Below are 20,736 nucleotides of genomic sequence, written 5' to 3' on the forward strand. Positions count from 1 at the left end.
TTTAACTTGTGTTCTATTTCTTGTATCAGGTATAATATGGCTAAGTAGCTTAGTACGGGTATGCTTAGCAAAATTGGTAAAAATTATAATTTGATTACATTTTCATATCATATCGAATAAGATATTTGATTTATATAATGAAAGAGAGGTGAAACCTGGTTTAAAAAATAAACAAGGACATGATATCGCATAACGGTAAGGACATTCGTCTTGGACGGTGAATATATGGTGGTTGTAGAGTTTCCCCTGGTGTCTCTGCAATTTTAGTGAAATCAGTGTTTGAAAGATTTTTAAACCAGGCAACAACATGAAGAGAAAAGAGAATGAGTCTGTTAAAGTATTTGCTCTTGGTGGAGTAGGTGAAATCGGGAAAAACATGTACTGTGTTGAAATTGATTCTGAAATCTTTATTGTAGATGCAGGGTTAATGTTCCCGGGAGATGAAATGTTTGGGATTGATATCGTTATTCCTGATATTACATATTTAGTAGAAAACCAAGAGCGAGTAAAAGGTTTATTTATTACTCACGGTCATGAAGATCATATTGGTGGCATTGTTTACGTACTTCGTAAATTATCAATTCCAGTGTATGCAACGAAATTAACGGTAGGACTTATACAAGAAAAACTTGGCGAAGCGGGTATGTTAGGTCGTGTAGACTTAAAAACAATCGATTCAAATTCAACAGTAGAGTTTAATACTACAACGGTGTCATTCTTTGGAACGACACATAGTATTCCGGATTCTGTTGGTGTTTGTTTCCATACATCAAAAGGTGCGATCGTATATACGGGAGACTTTAAATTCGATCAAACTCCAATTGGAAATAGTGGAGCAGACCTTGGAAAAATGGCTCAAATCGGAAATGAAGGCGTTCTATGCTTATTATCTGATAGTACAAATGCTGAGCGTCCAGGCTATACAGGTTCTGAAAAAGAAGTTGGTGTAGAAATTTCTAAAGTGTTCTACGGCGCAGAAGGACGTATTATCGTTGCTTCATTTGCATCGAATGTACATCGTATTCAACAAGTATTTGATGCAGCTGCTGAAACAGGACGAAAAGTAGCGGTTGTAGGACGTAGTATGGTGAAAGTGGTAGATATCGCAAGACGTCTTGGTTATTTAGATGTTCCAGAAGGTATGGTTATTTCACTACAAGAAGTAGACAATTTCCCAGAGAAAAAGGTAGCTATTTTAACGACAGGTAGCCAAGGTGAACCGATGGCAGCCCTTTCTAGAATGGCGAAGCAAGCTCATAAACAAATTTCAATTCGTAAAGGTGATACGGTTATTATTGCGGCTTCTCCAATTCCGGGTAATGAAATATCTGTATCAAAAATTATTGACTTGTTATTTAGAGCGGGAGCTGAAGTTGTTTATTACGGTGAAAGAAAAGTTCACGTTTCAGGTCACGGTAGTCAAGAAGAATTAAAATTAATGTTAAATTTAATGAAACCGAAATATTTTGTACCCGTACATGGTGAGTTCCGTATGCAAAAAGCACATGCATACTTAGCTGAAGATGTAGGTATTGCAAGAGAAAATATCTTTATCGTAGAAAAAGGCGATGTAATTGCTTTTGGTGATGATGAAGCGAACTTAGTTGGCAAAGTGCAAGCTGGCAATGTGTTAATTGACGGATTAGGTGTAGGTGACGTTGGTAATATCGTTCTTCGAGATAGAAAAATGTTATCTCAAGATGGAATATTAGTAGTTGTTGTAACACTGGGTAAAGATGAAAAGAAAATTATATCTGGTCCAGAAATCATTTCACGTGGTTTTGTGTATGTACGTGAATCAGAAGCGTTAATTGACCGCTCTACAGAGATTGTACGTATGATTGTTGAGCAATCAATTAAAGAATATTCAATTGAATGGTCTATGTTAAAACAAAATATTCGTGAATTATTAGGGCAGTTCTTGTACGAAGAGACGAAGAGAAAACCTATGATTTTACCGATTATTATGGAAGTATAAAAAAGATCACCTTTACGGGTGATCTTTTTTTCTTTTTTAACTCTATCGAATGAAATTTATAACTTAAGAAATACTAGTTATATACGAGTGAAAGGGGATGCGATATGACAGAACGTGATCGTTATACAAATGAAGAGAAAGAGGCTGAACCGAAAGAAACCGGAAAAGAAGCTTCAATAGTGGAAAAAATTCAACAGCTTGGACAAACGAATGTACCACAAATGAATGAATCACGTATTCATTGTTTAACAATCATTGGACAGGTGGAAGGTCATGTTCAGTTGCCACCGCAAAATAAAACAACAAAATATGAGCATATTATTCCGCAAATTGTTGCGATAGAACAAAATCCGAAAATTGAAGGTTTACTTTTAATATTAAACACGGTCGGAGGTGACGTTGAAGCTGGACTAGCAATTTCTGAGATGGTAGCTTCGCTTTCAAAACCAACGGTATCACTTGTTCTGGGCGGAGGGCATTCTATCGGTGTACCAATTGCTGTCTCTACGGATTATTCATTTATTGCAGAAACTGCGACGATGACAATTCATCCGATTCGTCTAACAGGTCTTGTTATAGGTGTGCCGCAAACATTTGAGTATTTAGATAAAATGCAAGAAAGAGTCATTCGCTTTGTGACGAAGCATTCGAAAGTAACGGAAGATCGTTTTAAAGAGCTTATGTTTGCGAAAGGAAATTTAACGCGAGATATTGGTACGAATGTAATTGGTGGAGATGCAGTGAAGTATGGTCTTATAGATGATGTCGGTGGTATCGGAAATGCGATTCGAAAATTAAACGAATTGATAGATGGTCGCGCGGATGATCATGCAGAAGGGACAATGTTACAATGATTTTATATACAATTATGCCAGAGCAACTCGTGTATCCAGCCGATTATTCGCAATGTGAAAGTCAAAAAGTCGTAAACATAAATGGTGTTGAATTAATGGTTTCAGAAGAAGAACATGGGTGTTATTCTATTGTACGCGTGTTAAGTACGGATCCGTTTCATTACTTAGAGTTTGAGCCGGGACAGAAAATAACCTTTTAGCAAAAAGAAGGATTTTGTTTAGAAGCTATGGTATAATATAAAAAACAAGACGGTTGAGCAGCCATGAGAGGGCTGCTTTCTTCTGTTTATTTAACATTTTACAAGAAGTGTAAAAATAGAAGATATAAAGACCTGAAAAAATAGAGAAAACAAACATATAAGCAGAGTTTTTAGGGAGTTTTACTTATATGTAGAACACGAGGTGAAGAAATGGCAAAACAAAAGCAAAGAGGGACGAAGGCAAAGGCAAGACGTACGATAAAGCCAACTTTGTATTATGAAATCGTCGGTTTAACTCTTTTTGCACTTTCAATCATTACGATTTTACAGCTAGGCGTTGTAGGGAAATCGTTTGTGTTATTTTTTCGCTTCTTCTTTGGTGAGTGGTACATAATTGGTGTGTTAGGTGTAATAGCTTTATCAGTTTCATTCGTTATAAAACGTGGATGGCCGAACCTTTTAAATAAACGGTTAATCGGTTTTTATTTAATAGTATTGGCGATATTAATGTTTAGTCATATTACATTATTTAACCTTCTTACGAAAGATGGAGCAGTGCAAAATACTTCTGTTATTGTAAGTACGAAAGATAATTTCTTTCTTGAAATGAAAAAAGGGCCAGATAGCGTTCATTTAGGTGGTGGCATGTTTGGTGCACTTATGTTCGCGACTTGTTATTTCTTATTTGATGAAGTAGGAGCTTATATTATTGGTATTATTTTAGTTATTCTCGGTATACTTTGTATAACAAATAAGCATATTGGAGAAGTGTTAGCTCCAGTTGGTAGAATTCTTAGAAGTCAATTTCAAGTGATGCAAGGGGACTATAAAGATTGGAGAGCTAAAAGAACGGCTGAACAAACAGAAAAGAAAAAAACAACAAGAAGCACAAGAAGCAAACGTGCTACAGAACAAGAAGAAATTATTGAGCCGATGGAAGAAATCTCAATTGATCCTCCGATTATTTCGAATTTCACTGAGAATTATCCTGTAAATGAAGAAGAGGATAAACGAATTGAAGTAGAGCAAGAAGAGTTAATCACTTCACCGTTTATTGAAGAGACTCCACCAGTTGAAGAGCCGAAGAAAAAGCGTGGAGAAAAAATCGTTGAATCGCTAGAGGGTGAAACACAAGCACCTCCTATGCAATTTTCAAATGTAGAAAATAAAGATTATAAGCTTCCTGCTCTTGATATATTGAAATTTCCAAAGAATAAGCAAGTTACAAATGAAAATGCGGAAATTTATGAGAATGCTCGTAAATTAGAACGTACTTTCCAAAGCTTTGGAGTGAAAGCGAAAGTAACAAAAGTACATAGAGGTCCTGCAGTCACAAAATATGAAGTGTATCCTGATATGGGAGTAAAGGTAAGCAAAATCGTCGGTTTAAGTGATGATTTAGCACTTGCGTTAGCTGCGAAAGACATTCGTATTGAAGCACCAATTCCCGGGAAATCAGCTGTAGGGATTGAAGTTCCGAACTCAGAAGTTTCTATGGTAACGCTTAGAGAAGTTCTTGATTCTAAAGCTAACAATCATCCGGAAGAGAAGTTGTTAATAGGTCTTGGACGAGATATTACAGGTGAAGCTGTATTGGCTCGTTTAAATAAAATGCCCCATTTACTAGTGGCAGGTGCGACAGGTAGTGGGAAAAGTGTATGTATTAACGGTATTATTGTTAGTATTTTAATGCGTGCAAAACCACATGAAGTAAAATTAATGATGATTGATCCGAAAATGGTAGAGTTAAATGTATATAACGGTGTGCCTCATTTGTTAACACCAGTTGTAACGGATCCGAAAAAGGCATCGCAAGCATTGAAAAAAGTTGTGAGTGAAATGGAGCGCCGTTATGAGTTATTTGCTCATAGTGGCACGCGTAATATTGAAGGATATAATGACTATATAAAAGAACATAATAGTCAATCAGAAGCGAAACAACCGGAATTACCGTATATTGTAGTAATTGTGGACGAGTTAGCAGATTTAATGATGGTTGCTTCGTCAGATGTAGAGGATGCGATTATGCGTCTAGCGCAAATGGCTCGTGCTGCTGGTATTCATTTAATTATTGCAACGCAGCGTCCGTCAGTTGATGTAATTACGGGAGTTATTAAAGCGAATATTCCATCACGTATTGCATTCGCTGTCTCTTCTCAAACAGATTCTCGTACAATTCTTGACGGCGGTGGTGCGGAGAAACTGCTAGGTCGTGGAGATATGCTATTTATACCAATTGGTGCATCGAAGCCTGTACGTGTACAAGGTGCGTTTTTATCAGATGATGAAGTTGAGAGAGTTGTAGAATATGTGATTGGTCAGCAAAAAGCGCAATATCAAGAAGATATGATCCCGCAAGATGTTCCTGATACGAAGCAGGAAGTAGAAGATGAATTATATGATGAAGCAGTTCAGCTCGTAGTGGAAATGCAAACAGCATCGGTTTCTATGTTGCAACGTAGGTTTAGAGTTGGTTATACGCGTGCTGCACGCTTAATTGATGCAATGGAAATGAATGGTGTAGTAGGTCCGTATGAAGGTAGTAAACCACGTGAAGTGCTCATTAATGATGTACAAGAAAAAAGTTCATAAAAAAAGCCTAATTGTTTTTACAATTAGGCTTTTTTATATGCTGGTTTTGTTATATACTATATCCAGTGATAAAGAAAGGGCTTACATTTAAGGTAGTTCTTTAGAATACGAATACTTTGGTGTGGTTTTTTGTGAACGTTCGATATTTAATGTAGAAAAATGTTAAATCTTGTTGACACGTATGGGAGCAAGTGGTAAGATTACTTCGAAAAGAATCACTGCCTCATATAATCTTGGAGATAAGGTCCATAAGTTTCTACCTGGCAACCATGAATTGCTAGACTATGAGGGGAAAAGTGTGTAACAAAGGATGTAAGAGATCTTTGTGCCGAACTTTTTCTCGCTATGAGGAATGTTTATGGTGCAAAGTTTTTTTTATGCAGTAAAGAGTGAAAATTTCATCTTAAAAAATTATTAATATTTATTCGACAATTATGCCTATTTTTAGTGTTTAGCAATGTTTATTATGTTGTAAGTTGAAAAAAGAGAAAAGAAGTCTTACATCAGAGGTCGAATAATTGAAATGCGGGGGAGTCTTATGTCAGTAAAATCCGATAGCCGTCACCTATATTTACGGGTGATTGATCACATCAAAGAAAAAATTAAAGATGGGGCTTACAAAGAAAGACAAAAGTTACCATCAGAGTTTGATTTAGCGAAAGAACTTGGCGTAAGTAGAGCGACTTTAAGGGAAGCGCTGCGTATTTTAGAAGAAGAAAATGTTGTCATTCGCAGACATGGTGTAGGAACATTTGTAAATGCAAAGCCGTTATTTTCTTCTGGGATTGAACAACTTTCTAGTATTACAGATATGATTTCTAGTGTGGGGAAAACACCAGGAACTATCTTTTTATCATCATCTACAACAAGTTTAACAGAAGAAGAAAAAGAGAAGTTTAATAGTGAAGATGGTTTTAATGCAGTGATGATTGAGCGTGTGCGTACAGCAGATGGGGAACCTGTTGTATATTGTATCGATAAACTTGCAAAAGAAATATTGCCAGATTTATCGGGATACAACGAAGAATCATTGCTTACAGTGATACATAACAATACGCACAAACGTATCACATACGCAGTTGCTCACATTGAGCCGATTGGCTATCATCCGAAAATCTCACCGATTTTGGAATGTGAACCGGAAACGGCACTGCTAGTGTTAAAACAAATGCACTATGATCAAAATGATGAGCCAATCTTATATTCTATCAATTATTTTAGAGCTGATAAGTTTAGCTTCCACGTATTAAGAAAACGTATGTAGGTGAGTTCCTTTTTAGGGAGGTGACAGCAAGAAGTTAGGGACAGCAGCGTATAAAAAAATAGACAAATCATTTCAGGAGGGGTTTCTAGTATGAAGAAAAAAACAGGTCTTTTATTATCATTAACATTAGCAGCAAGTGCGGTTTTAGGTGCATGTGGTAACTCAGATAAAGCGAGTAGCGACAAAAAAGAGTTTAAAGTTGGTATGGTTACAGATGTTGGGGGCGTTGATGACAAATCATTTAACCAATCAGCTTGGGAAGGTTTAACGAAGTTCGGTAAAGACAATGACTTAAAGAAAAATGAAGGATATCGTTATCTTCAATCTAGTAAAGATGCGGATTACATCCCGAATTTAACGAAATTTGCGAAAGATCATTATAACACAACATTTGGTATTGGTTACTTAATGGAAAAATCAATTACAAAGGTAGCTGAACAATATCCAAAAGAGCAATTTGCGATTGTAGATACAGTTGTAGAGAAGCCAAACGTAACAAGTATTACATTTAAAGACCATGAAGGTTCATTCCTAGTTGGTGCTGTAGCAGCGATGACGACAAAATCAAATAAAGTTGGGTTTGTTGGTGGTGTAAAAAGCCCATTAATTACAAAATTTGAATCAGGTTTTAAAGCTGGTGCAAAAGCAGTAAATCCAAATATCGAAATCGTATCACAATATGCTGATGCATTTGATAAACCAGAAAAAGGCTCTGTATTAGCTTCAGCAATGTACGGTGGTGGAGTTGACGTAATTTATCATGCTTCAGGTGCAACTGGTAACGGTGTATTCACAGAAGCGAAAAACCGTAAGAAAAAAGGTGAAAACGTTTGGGTAATCGGTGTTGACCGTGACCAAAATCAAGAAGGTATGCCTGAAAACGTAACTTTAACATCAATGGTAAAACGTGTTGATATTGCAGTAGCAAAAGTAGCACAAGAAGCGAAAGATGGTAAATTAAAAGGCGGTAAAGTAGAAGAATTCGGATTAAAAGATGACGGTGTTGGTATTGCGAAAACTACTGACAATGTGAAAAAAGTAAATCCAGAAATCTTAACAAAAATAGAAGAGTTTGAGAAGAAAATCACTGACGGTGAAATTAAAGTCCCTGCAACTGACGAAGAATATAAAACATATGAAGCTTCTCTAAAGAAATAATAATAGAGAAATAGCAAAGGTTAGTTCGTAGAACTAACCTTTGCATATATAAAAATACTTTTAATAGAGTGTAATTAGGGAGTGTTCCCTGCTAAAAGGAGGAACAAAATGGAATACGTAATTGAGATGAACAATATTACAAAAGTATTCCCAGGCATTGTAGCGAATGATGATATTACGCTGCAAGTAAAACAGGGAGAAATACATGCTTTACTTGGAGAAAATGGTGCAGGGAAATCCACATTGATGAATGTACTATTTGGTTTGTATCAACCAGAACAAGGTGAAATTAAAATTAAAGGAACACCTGTAAAAATTACAAATCCGAATATAGCAAATGACCTTGGTATTGGGATGGTCCATCAGCATTTTATGCTTGTTCATAATTTTACAGTTACAGAGAATATTATTCTTGGAAATGAGCCGAAGAAAAACGGGAAAATTGCTGTTGAAGAGGCGGCAAAAGAAATTAAGCAATTATCTGAACAGTATGGTTTGGCTGTTGATCCACATGCGAAAATTGAAGATATTTCTGTTGGGATGCAGCAAAGGGTTGAAATATTAAAGACTCTTTATCGTGGTGCTGAGATTTTAATATTTGATGAGCCAACCGCGGTGTTAACTCCTCAAGAAATTCATGAGTTGATTCAAATTATGAAAAAGCTTGTGCAAGAGGGGAAATCTATCATCCTTATTACACATAAGTTAAAAGAAATTATGGAAGTTTGCGATCGTTGTACAATTATTCGTAAAGGTAAGGGGATTGGTACTGTTGATGTAGCGGAAACGGATGAGCATAAACTTGCAGAGTTAATGGTCGGACGTCAAGTGAATTTTAAAACAGAAAAAATAGAAGCTAAACCAATGGAAGAAGTACTATCTATTGCAAACCTAATTGTTCATGATACGCGCAAGTTACCTGCTGTAAAAGGCCTTGACTTAACTGTTCGTGCAGGAGAAATCGTTGGGATTGCAGGGATTGATGGAAATGGTCAAAGTGAATTAATAGAGGCGATTACTGGTTTACGAAAAGTTGAGTCAGGTTCTATTGCAATTAAAGGAAAAGAAATAACGAATTGGCCTGTTCGAAGAATAACAGAAGAGGGGATTGGTCATATTCCTGAAGACCGTCATAAACACGGACTTGTTCTCGATTTTTCTGTTCGGGACAATATTGTTTTACAAACATACTATAAAAATCCATTTTCAAAGAAAGGGATTTTGAATTTTAGTAAAATTACAGAAAAAGCAAAAGCACTTATTGAACAGTTTGATGTACGTACACCTAGTGAACAAACGTTAGCTCGCGCTCTATCTGGTGGAAACCAACAAAAGGCAATTATTGCACGTGAGGTAGATCGTAATCCAGATTTATTAATTGCAGCACAGCCGACACGTGGTTTAGATGTAGGTGCGATTGAATTTATTCATAAAAAATTAATTGAGCAGAGAGATAATGGTAAGGCAGTATTGCTTTTATCTTTAGAACTGGATGAAATTTTAAATGTAAGCGATCGAGTGGCTGTTATATATGAAGGGAAAATTGTAGCGATTGTCGATGCGAAAGAAACAAATGAACAACAGCTTGGATTATTAATGGCCGGCGGGACAGGGAAAGAGAAGGTGAACACAAATGGCTAAAAAATTTTTAACAGAACGAACAATTAATATTTTAGTACCTGTGTTATCCGTAGTTTTCGGTTTACTTGTTGGTGCCATTGTAATGTTAGTTAGTGGATATGATCCAATTGTTGGATATGCCGCGCTTTGGGAAGGGATGGTTGGCAATCCACAAGCTATCGGTGAGACGTTGCGTACAATGATTCCGCTTGTATTAGCTGGTCTTTCAGTAGCATTTGCATTTCGTACAGGTCTTTTCAATATTGGAGTGGAAGGACAGTTATTAGTTGGGTGGCTTGCTGCTGTTTGGTTTGGATATGCAGTGTCGTTACCAGCAATTTTGCATATTCCGTTATCTATATTAGTGGCAGCAATCGTCGGCGGTTTGTGGGGTTTTATACCTGGATATTTAAAAGGAAAGCTTAAAGTAAATGAAGTAATTGTGACAATTATGATGAACTACATTGCACTTTATGTTACGTATGACCTTATTAAACGCTTTATTCATGAAGGTAATGAGAAATCTTATGATGTACAAGCAAGTGCTTCGTTAGCTTCTGATTGGTTATCTTCATTGACAGATGGATCTCGTTTACACTGGGGAATTGTTGTAGCTATTATCATTGCAATTGTAATGTGGTTCTTATTAGATAGAACAACGTTAGGGTATGAATTAAAATCGGTTGGTTTTAACCAAAATGCCTCTCAATACGCAGGAATGAAAGTATCGCGTAATGTTGTATTATCAATGACAATTGCTGGTGCTTTTGCAGGAATTGGTGGAGCTATGGAAGGATTAGGGACATTCCAAAGTATGACAGCAATGTCTTCTTTTACTGGTATTGGATTTGATGGGATTGCGGTAGCACTTTTAGGCGGAAATAATCCATTTGGTATATTATTAGCAGCTTTACTGTTTGGTGGTTTGAAAAGTGCAGCACCACAAATGAATTTCGAAGCAGATGTACCTTCGGAGTTAATTAACGTTATTATTGCATGTATTATTTTCTTTGTAGCGTGCAGTTATGTTTTACGCTGGGCACTTACACGCATGAGCAAGGAGGGAAAATAAATGAGCTTTTTAGATATTTTAGCCATTCTTGTGACGGGTACGTTATATACGGCAGCACCACTTATTTTTACGGCGTTAGGTGGAGTGTTCAGTGAACGTTCTGGAGTTGTAAATATAGCGTTAGAAGGTTTAATGTTATTTGGTGCATTTATTGGTATTGTTACAACGTTATTAATGGGTGATACGTGGGGATCGATGACTCCTTGGATTGCATTATTATTTGCAGCAATTGGTAGTGGATTGTTTGCACTTCTTCACGCAGTAGCATCTATTACATTCCGTGCAGATCAAGTAGTGAGTGGGGTAGCGATTAACTTCTTAGCTCTTGGTTTAACAGTATTTGCGATTAAGAAAATCTTTGGCAAAGGACAAACTGATTTCATTCAATACCGTATTGAAAAAATCGATGTTCCGGGTCTTTCAGATATTCCGGTAATCGGAAAAATCTTTTTCTCAAATGTACCGTTAACATCATATATTGCTATTATTTTAGCGTTTGTCGTTTGGTATATCATTTATAAAACGCCGTTCGGTCTTCGTCTTCGTGCGGTTGGTGAACATCCAATGGCAGCGGATACGATGGGGATTAACGTATATAAAATGCGTTATATTGCAGTTGCTATATCTGGAATGTTTGCAGGAGTTGGTGGAGCGGTCTTCGCTATGTCGATTTCTGGTAACTTCTCAGGTGCTACAATTACTGGACAAGGTTTCTTAGCGTTAGCAGCAATGATTTTTGGTAAATGGAATCCACTCGGTGCTCTTGGAGCGGCTCTGTTCTTCGGATTTGCTCAATCATTAGGAATAACAGGTGGTACAATTCCAGTACTAAAAGAAATTCCAAGTGTATTCTTAACGATATTACCGTATGTATTCACAATATTAGCGCTTGTTGGTTTTGTAGGTCGTTCTGAAGCTCCGAAAGCATTAGGAACTCCTTATGAAAAAGGAAAACGATAAGTATAAAAAAGCTCGCACATTAGTGCGGGCTTTTTTACATAGACTATATTTAATACGGAATTTTACTATGTTCCTTACATATTCAAGTTTTTAGAAAGAACTTAATGTAAGTATAGTGAGGAAGAAAAGTTGATTTTTTATTTCTAAAAACTGTATATTGAAGAGGAATATTCCTATATACGTAAAGGAGGGCTATAAATGAAACTAATGGAACAACAGTTACATGAGTTAGGTGGTTTGCGAGTACATATTATTCCAACTGATAAATATAAAACAAATACTTTTGTATTTCGTTTTAAGGCACCTTTAAATGAGGAGACGGTGACAGAGCGTGCCCTATTGCCATACGTATTGCAAAGTGCGACAGAAAAGCTTCCTTCTGTAATTCGTCTTCGTCAATATTTAGAAGAATTATATGGATCTTCTTTAGCAGTAGATGTAAGTAAAAAAGGAGAAGACCATATTATCTCTATTTATGTAGACATTGCAAATGAAGTTTATTTACATGATGCACCACCGTTATTTGAAAAAGCGCTTTCTATGTTATCGGATATCGTTTTGCATCCAGCGACAGAGGGGAATGGTTTTCTACCTTCTATCGTAGAAAGTGAAAAGAGAGCGCTATTGCAACGAATTGAAGCGACGTATGATGATAAAATGCGTTATGCAAACGAGCGTTTAATTGAAGAAATGTGTAAAGTAGAACCGTATCGTTTAAGCGCAAATGGGAAAAAAGAGAGTGTTTCTTCCATTACAAATGAAAGTTTGTATCAATATTATCAAAAAGTGTTAGCAGAGGATGAAATGGATCTATACATTATTGGTGATATTTCAGAAAACGCAGTTGATCTTGTAAGTAAGTATTTTTCTATTTCAGCGCGTCCTGCGAGAGAAAGAAATGTACTTCTTCATAAGAGAAATAATGAAGAAAAAGAAGTTGTGGAAAAACAAGAATTAAAACAAAGTAAATTACACATCGGTTATCGTACGTTTATTACGTATAAAGATGAAGATTATTTTGCACTGCAATTGTTCAATGGATTGTTTGGAGGATTTTCTCATTCGAAGTTATTCGTTAACGTTCGTGAAAAAAATAGTTTAGCGTACTATGCAGCATCTCGCTTTGAAAGTCATAAAGGTTTATTATTTGTCATGTCAGGAATCGAAGCAAAAAATTATGAAAAAGCGGTTGAGATTATTAAAGAGCAAATGCTTGCAATGCAAAATGGTGATTTTTCTGAAGAGGAGATGCATCAAACGAAAAGTGTCATTCAAAATCAAATATTAGAAGCGATTGATACACCGCGCGGATTTGTGGAAATGCTGTATCATGGTATTATTTCAGATCGTACGCGTCCGGTTGAAGAATGGCTTACAGGTATTGAAAGTGTGACGAAAGAAGAGATTGTGAAAGTTGCTAAAAATATTGAACTAGATACAATTTACTTTTTACAAGGAACGGAGGGAGAATAAATGGAGAAAATTGTTTATGAGCAATTAAAAGAGACACTCTATTATGAAAAACTTCCTAATGGATTAGATGTATATATTTTACCGAAGCAAGGATTTAATAAAACATTTGCAACGTTTACGACAAAATATGGTTCTGTGGATAATACATTCGTACCACTAGGTAAAGAAGAAATGATTCGTGTGCCGGATGGGATTGCTCATTTTCTTGAGCATAAATTATTTGAAAAAGAAGATCACGATGCGTTCCAATTGTTTAGTAAACAAGGGGCATCAGCAAATGCTTTCACATCATTCACAAGAACAGCTTACCTTTTTTCATGTACATCAAATGTAGAACAAAATTTAAATACATTGTTAAATTTCGTACAAGAGCCTTACTTCTCTGAAAAAACAGTTGAAAAAGAGAAGGGTATTATTGGGCAAGAAATTCAAATGTATCAAGATAATCCAGATTGGCGCTTATATTTTGGGTTAATTGATAGTTTGTTTGTAAAGCACCCGATTAAAATTGATATTGCAGGTACAATTGAGTCTATTAGTAAAATTACGAAAGACCTACTATATGAATGTTATGAAACGTTTTATCATCCAAGTAATATGTTAATGTTTGTTGTAGGTGCAATCGATCCAGAGAAAACGATGGATTTGATACGTGAAAATCAAGCGAAAAAAGATTATAAAAATCAACCGGAAATAGTACGTTCATTCGAAGAAGAACCAGATGAGGTAAATGAAAAGAAGAAAATTATTTCAATGCCTGTACAAACACCGAAATGTTTAGTTGGTATTAAAGCGACAAACTTAAAAGAAAAAGGAGAAGCCCTTTTAAAACAAGAAATTGCGCTTACGTTACTTTTAGATTATTTATTTGGGAAAAGTTCTGTTCATTACGAATCTTTATATAATGAAGGACTCATTGATGATTCGTTCTCGTATGATTATACGGAAGAGAATAACTTCGGTTTTGCAATGGTTGGTGGCGATACGAAGCAACCTGATGAACTGGAAGAGCGTTTGAAAGGTATTTTATTAAACACAAATTATGATCAATTAGATGAGGCGGCATTAGAACGAGTAAAGAAAAAGAAAATAGGTGGCTTTTTACGCTCCTTGAATTCACCAGAATATATTGCAAATCAATTTACACGATATGCGTTTAATGAATCGAGTCTGTTTGATGCATTGACTGTATTAGAAAGTTTAACGGTTCAAGATTTACAAGAAGTAGCAAAATTATTATTATCAGAAGAAAAAATGAGCATTTGTCAAGTTTTACCGAAAAAATAAAAGGTTTCACAATAATACCCTCATCTTATCATTGATAAATTGTAAGATGAGGGTATTATTTATTTGTGGGGAAAAGATTTTTTGAGATAAGAGAGGAATTGTATGAAAAAGTATGCATTAGTAACTGGAGGAAGCGGAGGGATTGGCTCTGCTATTTCGAAACAATTAATTCAAGATGGATATACAGTATATGTTCATTATAATAACAGTGAAGAGAAAGTGAATGAGTTACAGAAAGAATGGGGTGAAGTAATTCCTGTTCAAGCGAATTTAGCTTCTACTGATGGGGCAGAGCAATTGTGGAAACAAATTGAACATCCTCTTGATGTTATCGTATATGCAGCTGGGAAGAGTATATTTGGACTCGTAACAGATGTAACGAACGATGAATTGAATGATATGGTAGAACTTCAAGTGAAGAGTATCTATAAATTATTATCAATGGCACTGCCTTCAATGATTCAGCGGAGAAGCGGTAATATTGTACTTGTATCGTCTATATGGGGACAAATTGGCGCATCATGTGAAGTGCTTTACTCGATGGTAAAAGGTGCGCAAAATTCATATGTGAAAGCTTTAGCAAAAGAAGTTTCATTAAGTGGAATAAGAGTGAACGCGGTGGCGCCAGGAGCAATTGAAACGGAAATGTTAAACGTATTTTCAGAAGAGGATAAGAATGAAATTGCAGAAGAGATTCCGTTAGGTAGGCTGGGATTGCCAGAAGAAGTAGCAAAAACAGTGTCATTTCTTGTCTCTTCAGGTGCATCTTATATAACGGGACAAATTATCGGAGTGAACGGCGGTTGGCATTGCTAAAAATTTCTTACATAAAAAATGAAAAACTGTACAAATTAAGCATGATTCTAATACTAAGTAGTGAGGTGCTTACACATGTCAGTTTTAGATAATTTTGATCAATGGAAGAGCTTTTTAGGAGAACGTTTAGAACAGGCGCAAGGGAAAGGTCTTGATGGTGGTGCTGTATCAGATATGGCATTTCGTGTTGGTGACTATTTAGCAAATGAAGTAGAAGCACGCAACGATCAAGAGAAACTATTAGCTGAGCTTTGGAAAGTTGCTGACGAACAAGAGCAACATACAATCGCAAACTTAATGGTAAAGTTTGTACAGCATAAGTAAAAAATAGAGAGGAGAATCTCCTCTCTATTTTTTTTGTATAATAATAACGCAGGATAGATTATACATTTAGCTTCCCTATTAAGGTGAAATCATATAATATAGTACGTAGGTGTAAAGTAAGCAAGGGGAGTGATCTTGGATGATTGAATGGTATTTTGAATATGAAATACATAAAAACCGACCTGGCTTGCTTGGTGACGTTTCTTCGTTAATCGGTATGCTCGGCATTAATATTGTCACAATTAATGGTGTAGATAACGCAAGGCGTGGATTACTCCTTATGTGTGATAATCAAGAGCAAATCTCTAGACTTGAATCAATTTTAAATACGATGGATAATATAACGGTAACGAAATATCGTCCGCCAAAGCTAAGAGATAAGCTAGCGGTTAGACATGGTAGGTACATACAACGAGATGCAGATGATAAGAAAACATTTCGTTTTGTGCGTGATGAATTAGGATTACTTGTAGACTTTATGGCTGAAATAATGAAAAAAGAAGGTCATAAACTAATCGGGATACGAGGAATGCCTCGTGTCGGAAAAACAGAATCCATTGTTGCCGCAAGTGTTTGTGCAAATAAAAGATGGTTATTTGTATCATCTACTCTTATTAAGCAAACTGTTCGTAGTCAATTGATTGAAGATGAGTATAGCGACGACAATATTTTCATCTTAGATGGAATCGTGTCAACAAAGCGTGCTAACGAAAGGCATTGGCAGCTTGTTCGTGAAATTATGAGATTGCCTGCAACAAAAGTTGTGGAACATCCTGACGTATTTGTGAGTCAGTCAGAATACACGTTGGATGATTTTGATTATATTATTGAGTTGCGTAACGATTATGATGAAGAAATTCAATATAATTTAGTAGATGAAATTGAGCAAGGTACGCAAAATAATTTCTCTATGTTTGACTTTTAAAGAAATATTGAGGTGTTAGTAGTGACAGAATTAGGACAAAAGCTGAAAGAAGCAAGAGGAACGAAAGGCTTGTCTATTGATCAGCTGCATGAGATTACAAAAATTCAAAAACGTCATTTAGTAGCGATTGAGGAAGGTAATTATGATGTATTGCCAGGGACTTTTTATGCGCGTGCATTCATTAAACAATACGCAGATGCGGTTGGATTAAATGGAGAAGAACTGCTTGTAGAATATCAGAGTACGATACCACAATCTGAAAAACGAGACGTTCCGCAAGTTTCAACTGGACAAAAAACACAAGAAACAATGCAAAAATCATCATCATGGCCAATTGCAGATCACATGCCAAAAATCTTAGTTGCGCTTTTAGTAATCGCAGTTGGAGTGGTAATTTGGTTTGTTTTCCAAGCGTTAACTGGAAAAAGTGATGAGAAAGTTCCGAATGCTCAAAGTGAGAAAATTGAAGTTAAAAAAGCGGAAAACTCGCCGTTAGATACGAAGAAAGATGAAGTGAAAGCGGAAGAGCCGAAAAAAGAAGAACCGAAAAAAGAAGAGCCAAAGAAAGAAGAACAACCAGCGCAACAAACGGGACAACAAGAAATCAAAGTAATTGGGACAACTGGTAAGGAATCCACTTTGGAAATTCATAATAATAAAACGTTAGAACTAGAAATTACAACAAAAGGCGCAAGTTATGTAGGTATTAAAAATGAGGCAGGAAATGATATCTTTAGTGGAACAATAGAGGAAGGCCAAACTCAAAAATATGATTTATCAACAGCGAAAGTGGTAAACCTTAATATAGGAAGTGCACCGAATGTTGAATTTAAATTAAATGGCCAAGTCGTTACATTCCCGTTGAATCCAGAAGAGAATTATCATCAAAAATTCTTGATTAAAAATCTAGGGATAGAGCAACCTGCACAATAACAGTCATCGCTTCGATGACTTTTTTCAATGAACAAATGTTTTTGATATGATGGAGGAATAGCTGTGAATTTACCAAATAAAATTACAATATCTAGAATCTGCTTAATTCCAATTTTTATGGTAATTATGTTAGCACCCTTTGATTGGGGGTCATATACAATTGGTGATGTTGATTTACCAATTCAGCATTTAGTAGGAGCGCTTATCTTTATTGTTGCTTCGGCTACAGATTGGATTGATGGACATTACGCAAGAAAGTATAATCTTGTAACGAATTTAGGGAAGTTCCTTGACCCGTTAGCTGATAAATTACTTGTTTCAGCGGCACTTATCACGTTAGTTGAGATGCAATACGTACCAGCTTGGATCGTTATTATTATTATAAGCCGTGAGTTTGCGGTAACTGGTCTACGTCTTGTGCTTGCTGGAACAGGGGAAGTAGTTGCGGCAAATCAACTAGGGAAAATTAAGACATGGACACAAATCATCGCGATTGCGGCATACTTATTACATGATGTACCTTTAAATTTAATCCATATTCCAGTTGCTGATATCTTCATATGGATTGCATTAATTTTTACTATTATTTCAGGATGGGATTATTTCTGGAAAAATAGAGCTGCTTTTGTAAACTCAAAATAGAAGTTTATGGGGGAATTGGGATGAATGCTGAAATTATTGCGGTTGGAACAGAATTATTACTTGGACAAATTGCAAATACAAACGCCCAGTTTTTATCTGAAAAGTTAGCTTCAATTGGTATTAATGTGTACTACCATACTGTAGTTGGAGATAATAACAAACGATTACAGCAGGCGATTGAAGTTGCAGAAGAGCGTGCGGACATGCTTATTTTTACAGGTGGATTAGGCCCGACAAAAGATGATTTGACGAAGGAAACAATTGCGTCTAGCTTAGGGGAAGAGCTTGTATATGACGAAAATGCATTAGCATTAATAAGTGATTATTTTAAGCGTACAGGTCGTGAGTTCACTGAAAATAATAAAAAGCAGGCACTCGTTTTGAATGGGGCAACTGTATTTGCGAATGATCACGGTATGGCACCTGGTATGGGTTTAAATAAGAACGGAAAAGTTTACATTTTATTACCAGGACCACCGAAAGAGATGAAGCCAATGTATGTAAGTTATGTAGAGCCTTTTTTACGTAACTTTACAACAGGAGAAAACATTTATTCTCGCGTGCTGCGCTTCTTCGGAATTGGGGAATCTCAATTAGAGGTGAAAGTTCAAGATTTAATTGATGGACAAACGAACCCGACAATCGCCCCGCTTGCGAATGATGGAGAAGTGACATTACGTTTAACTGCCAAACATCAAAATGTTGATGAAGCAGAGAAACTCATTCAGCATGTGGAAGATTTGATTTTAGAAAGAGTAGGAGAGTTCTTCTACGGGTATGACCAAGAGTTTCTGCATTATAAGGCGATAGAGTTATTGAAGAAAAAAGGATTAACTTTAGCGTGTGCGGAAAGTTTAACAGGTGGTCTCTTCGGGAATCAAGTAACAGAAAGTGCTGGTGTGTCTTCCGTATTTAAAGGCGGTGTCATTTGTTATCATAATGATGTGAAGCAACATGTATTACATGTACCTGAGGAAGTGTTGTCTACTGACGGTGCAGTTAGTAAAGAATGTGCTCGTTATCTTGCTGAAAATGTTAAAGAATTATTAAAAGCGGATATCGGAATTAGTTTCACTGGGGTAGCAGGACCAGATGCTTCAGAACATAAAGAGCCGGGAACAGTATTTGTTGGATTGGCGATTAAAGATGAACCAACTGTAGTCTTTCCTCTAAACTTAAGCGGAAGTCGTCAACAAATTAGGGAACGCTCAGCAAAATATGGGTTTTATCATTTGTATAAAAAGCTAGAAGAGATATAAGTCTCTTCTAGCTTTTTTTAATGGTTAAATGCAGTTTTATTTAATGGAAAATAAAAAAATCGAATAAATGTTCGATTTTTGTTGGCAAATTGAATTGAAAATAGGTATAATAAGATTAGCAATTCAGTTAAGGAGGAATTTTGAATGAGTGATCGTCAAGCGGCATTAGATATGGCGTTAAAACAAATAGAGAAGCAATTCGGTAAAGGTTCAATTATGAAATTAGGAGAACAAGCGGAGCGTAGAGTTTCTACAGTTTCTAGTGGTTCTTTAGCACTTGATGTGGCATTAGGGGTAGGCGGATACCCACGCGGCCGTATTATCGAGATTTATGGACCTGAGAGTTCAGGTAAAACAACAGTTTCATTACATGCAATTGCAGAGGTACAGCGTCAAGGTGGACAAGCAGCATTCATCGATGCGGAGCATGCAATGGATCCTGTATATGCACAAAAATTAGGTGTTAACATCGATGAATTACTATTATCACAACCTGATACAGGGGAGCAAGGTTTAGAAATCGCAGAAGCACTTGTACGAAGTGGTGCGGTTGATATTATCGTAATTGACTCTGTAGCAGCTCTTGTACCAAAAGCTGAGATTGAAGGAGACATGGGTGACTCACACGTAGGTTTACAAGCTCGTCTAATGTCTCAAGCACTTCGTAAGTTATCAGGTGCAATCAATAAATCAAAAACAATCGCAATCTTTATTAACCAAATTCGTGAAAAAGTTGGGGTTATGTTCGGAAACCCAGAAACAACTCCAGGTGGTCGTGCGTTGAAATTCTATTCAACTGTTCGTCTTGAAGTGCGTCGTGCGGAGCAATTAAAACAAGGTAACGACATCGTTGGTAATAAAACAAAAGTAAAAGTAGTTAAAAATAAAGTGGCACCACCATTCCGTGTTGCGGAAGTTGATATTATGTACGGAGAAGGTATTTCAAGAGAAGGTGAAATCTTGGATATGGCTTCTGAACTTGATATCGTTCAAAAGAGCGGTGCTTGGTACTCTTATAATGAAGAACGCTTAGGACAAGGTCGTGAAAATTCGAAGCAGTTCTTAAAAGAAAATACGGATTTAAGAGAAGAAATTGCCTTCTTTATTCGTGAGCATCACGGAATTAGCGAAGATTCAGGTGCTGAAGGTATGGAAGATCCAAGTCTTCTCGATTAAAAGTAAAAGACACGGCTTCGTGTCTTTTATTTTTGTATCATCATGAAAGCGTTGTATATCGTTGGAGATAAAATATTTAATCTACCTAAAAGATTATATATAAAAAGAGATATATGCGCGTTTTACATGAATAAACTGGAATTTACTAAGGTTTTCCAGGATAATATGCTCTCTGCTTTTTACATTCCTATATAAATTAAAGC

The 20,736-nt window shown here is 36.2% G+C and carries 18 protein-coding genes and 1 riboswitch; all 18 genes read left to right on the forward strand.

Annotated features, from left to right (window positions below):
• Window positions 1-307 precede the first annotated feature (307 nt).
• Window positions 308-1,978: a ribonuclease J gene (locus ACTFRS_RS16535; RefSeq protein ID WP_000823084.1), complete on the forward strand. Its 1,671-nt coding sequence runs from the start codon at window positions 308-310 to the stop codon at window positions 1,976-1,978.
• A gap of 104 nt (window positions 1,979-2,082) precedes the next feature.
• Complete coding sequence (tepA, locus tag ACTFRS_RS16540) at window positions 2,083-2,832, forward strand: translocation-enhancing protein TepA (protein ID WP_103625729.1); 750 nt, start codon at window positions 2,083-2,085, stop codon at window positions 2,830-2,832.
• Window positions 2,829-3,032, forward strand: a complete 204-nt coding sequence (locus tag ACTFRS_RS16545; protein WP_242294789.1) for a YlzJ-like family protein — start codon at window positions 2,829-2,831, stop codon at window positions 3,030-3,032. Before tepA ends, ACTFRS_RS16545 begins: the two co-directional genes overlap by 4 nt.
• Before the next feature lie 210 nt (window positions 3,033-3,242).
• Window positions 3,243-5,624, forward strand: a complete 2,382-nt coding sequence (locus ACTFRS_RS16550) for a DNA translocase FtsK (protein ID WP_242294790.1) — start codon at window positions 3,243-3,245, stop codon at window positions 5,622-5,624.
• Between the two features lie 203 nt (window positions 5,625-5,827).
• Window positions 5,828-5,929: riboswitch (purine riboswitch) on the forward strand.
• A 233-nt stretch (window positions 5,930-6,162) separates the two neighbouring features.
• Window positions 6,163-6,888 carry a GntR family transcriptional regulator gene (locus ACTFRS_RS16555; RefSeq protein ID WP_000114176.1) on the forward strand — a complete coding sequence of 242 codons (726 nt, stop codon included), beginning with the start codon at window positions 6,163-6,165 and terminating at the stop codon, window positions 6,886-6,888.
• A 90-nt stretch (window positions 6,889-6,978) separates the two neighbouring features.
• The gene (locus ACTFRS_RS16560; RefSeq protein WP_139866997.1) at window positions 6,979-8,046 is read left to right on the forward strand and encodes a BMP family lipoprotein; all 1,068 of its coding nucleotides are present in this window, start codon (window positions 6,979-6,981) and stop codon (window positions 8,044-8,046) included.
• Window positions 8,047-8,154: 108 nt separating this feature from the next.
• A complete protein-coding gene (locus ACTFRS_RS16565) occupies window positions 8,155-9,687 on the forward strand; it encodes an ABC transporter ATP-binding protein (protein ID WP_139866999.1) in 1,533 nt (510 codons plus the stop codon).
• Window positions 9,680-10,738 (forward strand): ABC transporter permease, encoded by a 1,059-nt coding sequence (locus ACTFRS_RS16570; protein ID WP_001074499.1) that lies wholly within the window; start codon window positions 9,680-9,682, stop codon window positions 10,736-10,738. Before ACTFRS_RS16565 ends, ACTFRS_RS16570 begins: the two co-directional genes overlap by 8 nt.
• Window positions 10,739-11,698, forward strand: a complete 960-nt coding sequence (locus tag ACTFRS_RS16575; protein WP_000008842.1) for an ABC transporter permease — start codon at window positions 10,739-10,741, stop codon at window positions 11,696-11,698.
• Window positions 11,699-11,896: 198 nt separating this feature from the next.
• On the forward strand, window positions 11,897-13,171 hold the full coding sequence (yfmF, locus tag ACTFRS_RS16580; protein ID WP_139867001.1) for an EF-P 5-aminopentanol modification-associated protein YfmF: 1,275 nt from the start codon (window positions 11,897-11,899) through the stop codon (window positions 13,169-13,171).
• Window positions 13,172-14,458 (forward strand): EF-P 5-aminopentanol modification-associated protein YfmH, encoded by a 1,287-nt coding sequence (gene yfmH, locus ACTFRS_RS16585; RefSeq protein ID WP_440024666.1) that lies wholly within the window; start codon window positions 13,172-13,174, stop codon window positions 14,456-14,458.
• 102 nt (window positions 14,459-14,560) lie between these two features.
• Window positions 14,561-15,274 carry an elongation factor P 5-aminopentanone reductase gene (ymfI, locus tag ACTFRS_RS16590; protein ID WP_139867003.1) on the forward strand — a complete coding sequence of 238 codons (714 nt, stop codon included), beginning with the start codon at window positions 14,561-14,563 and terminating at the stop codon, window positions 15,272-15,274.
• Between the two features lie 75 nt (window positions 15,275-15,349).
• The gene (locus ACTFRS_RS16595) at window positions 15,350-15,598 is read left to right on the forward strand and encodes a DUF3243 domain-containing protein (RefSeq protein ID WP_000114454.1); all 249 of its coding nucleotides are present in this window, start codon (window positions 15,350-15,352) and stop codon (window positions 15,596-15,598) included.
• A gap of 139 nt (window positions 15,599-15,737) precedes the next feature.
• On the forward strand, window positions 15,738-16,523 hold the full coding sequence (locus ACTFRS_RS16600; protein ID WP_000574107.1) for a DUF3388 domain-containing protein: 786 nt from the start codon (window positions 15,738-15,740) through the stop codon (window positions 16,521-16,523).
• A gap of 21 nt (window positions 16,524-16,544) precedes the next feature.
• Window positions 16,545-17,456 (forward strand): helix-turn-helix domain-containing protein, encoded by a 912-nt coding sequence (locus ACTFRS_RS16605; RefSeq protein WP_139867005.1) that lies wholly within the window; start codon window positions 16,545-16,547, stop codon window positions 17,454-17,456.
• Window positions 17,457-17,519: 63 nt separating this feature from the next.
• Window positions 17,520-18,098 (forward strand): CDP-diacylglycerol--glycerol-3-phosphate 3-phosphatidyltransferase, encoded by a 579-nt coding sequence (gene pgsA, locus ACTFRS_RS16610; RefSeq protein ID WP_440024664.1) that lies wholly within the window; start codon window positions 17,520-17,522, stop codon window positions 18,096-18,098.
• 20 nt (window positions 18,099-18,118) lie between these two features.
• Window positions 18,119-19,357: a competence/damage-inducible protein CinA gene (gene cinA / locus ACTFRS_RS16615; RefSeq protein ID WP_139867007.1), complete on the forward strand. Its 1,239-nt coding sequence runs from the start codon at window positions 18,119-18,121 to the stop codon at window positions 19,355-19,357.
• Between the two features lie 144 nt (window positions 19,358-19,501).
• The gene (gene recA, locus ACTFRS_RS16620) at window positions 19,502-20,533 is read left to right on the forward strand and encodes a recombinase RecA (RefSeq protein WP_001976711.1); all 1,032 of its coding nucleotides are present in this window, start codon (window positions 19,502-19,504) and stop codon (window positions 20,531-20,533) included.
• Window positions 20,534-20,736 lie beyond the last annotated feature (203 nt).

This window comes from Bacillus cereus group sp. MYBK139-1 (assembly GCF_051916915.1).
GTDB classification, from domain to species: domain Bacteria; phylum Bacillota; class Bacilli; order Bacillales; family Bacillaceae_G; genus Bacillus_A; species Bacillus_A pacificus.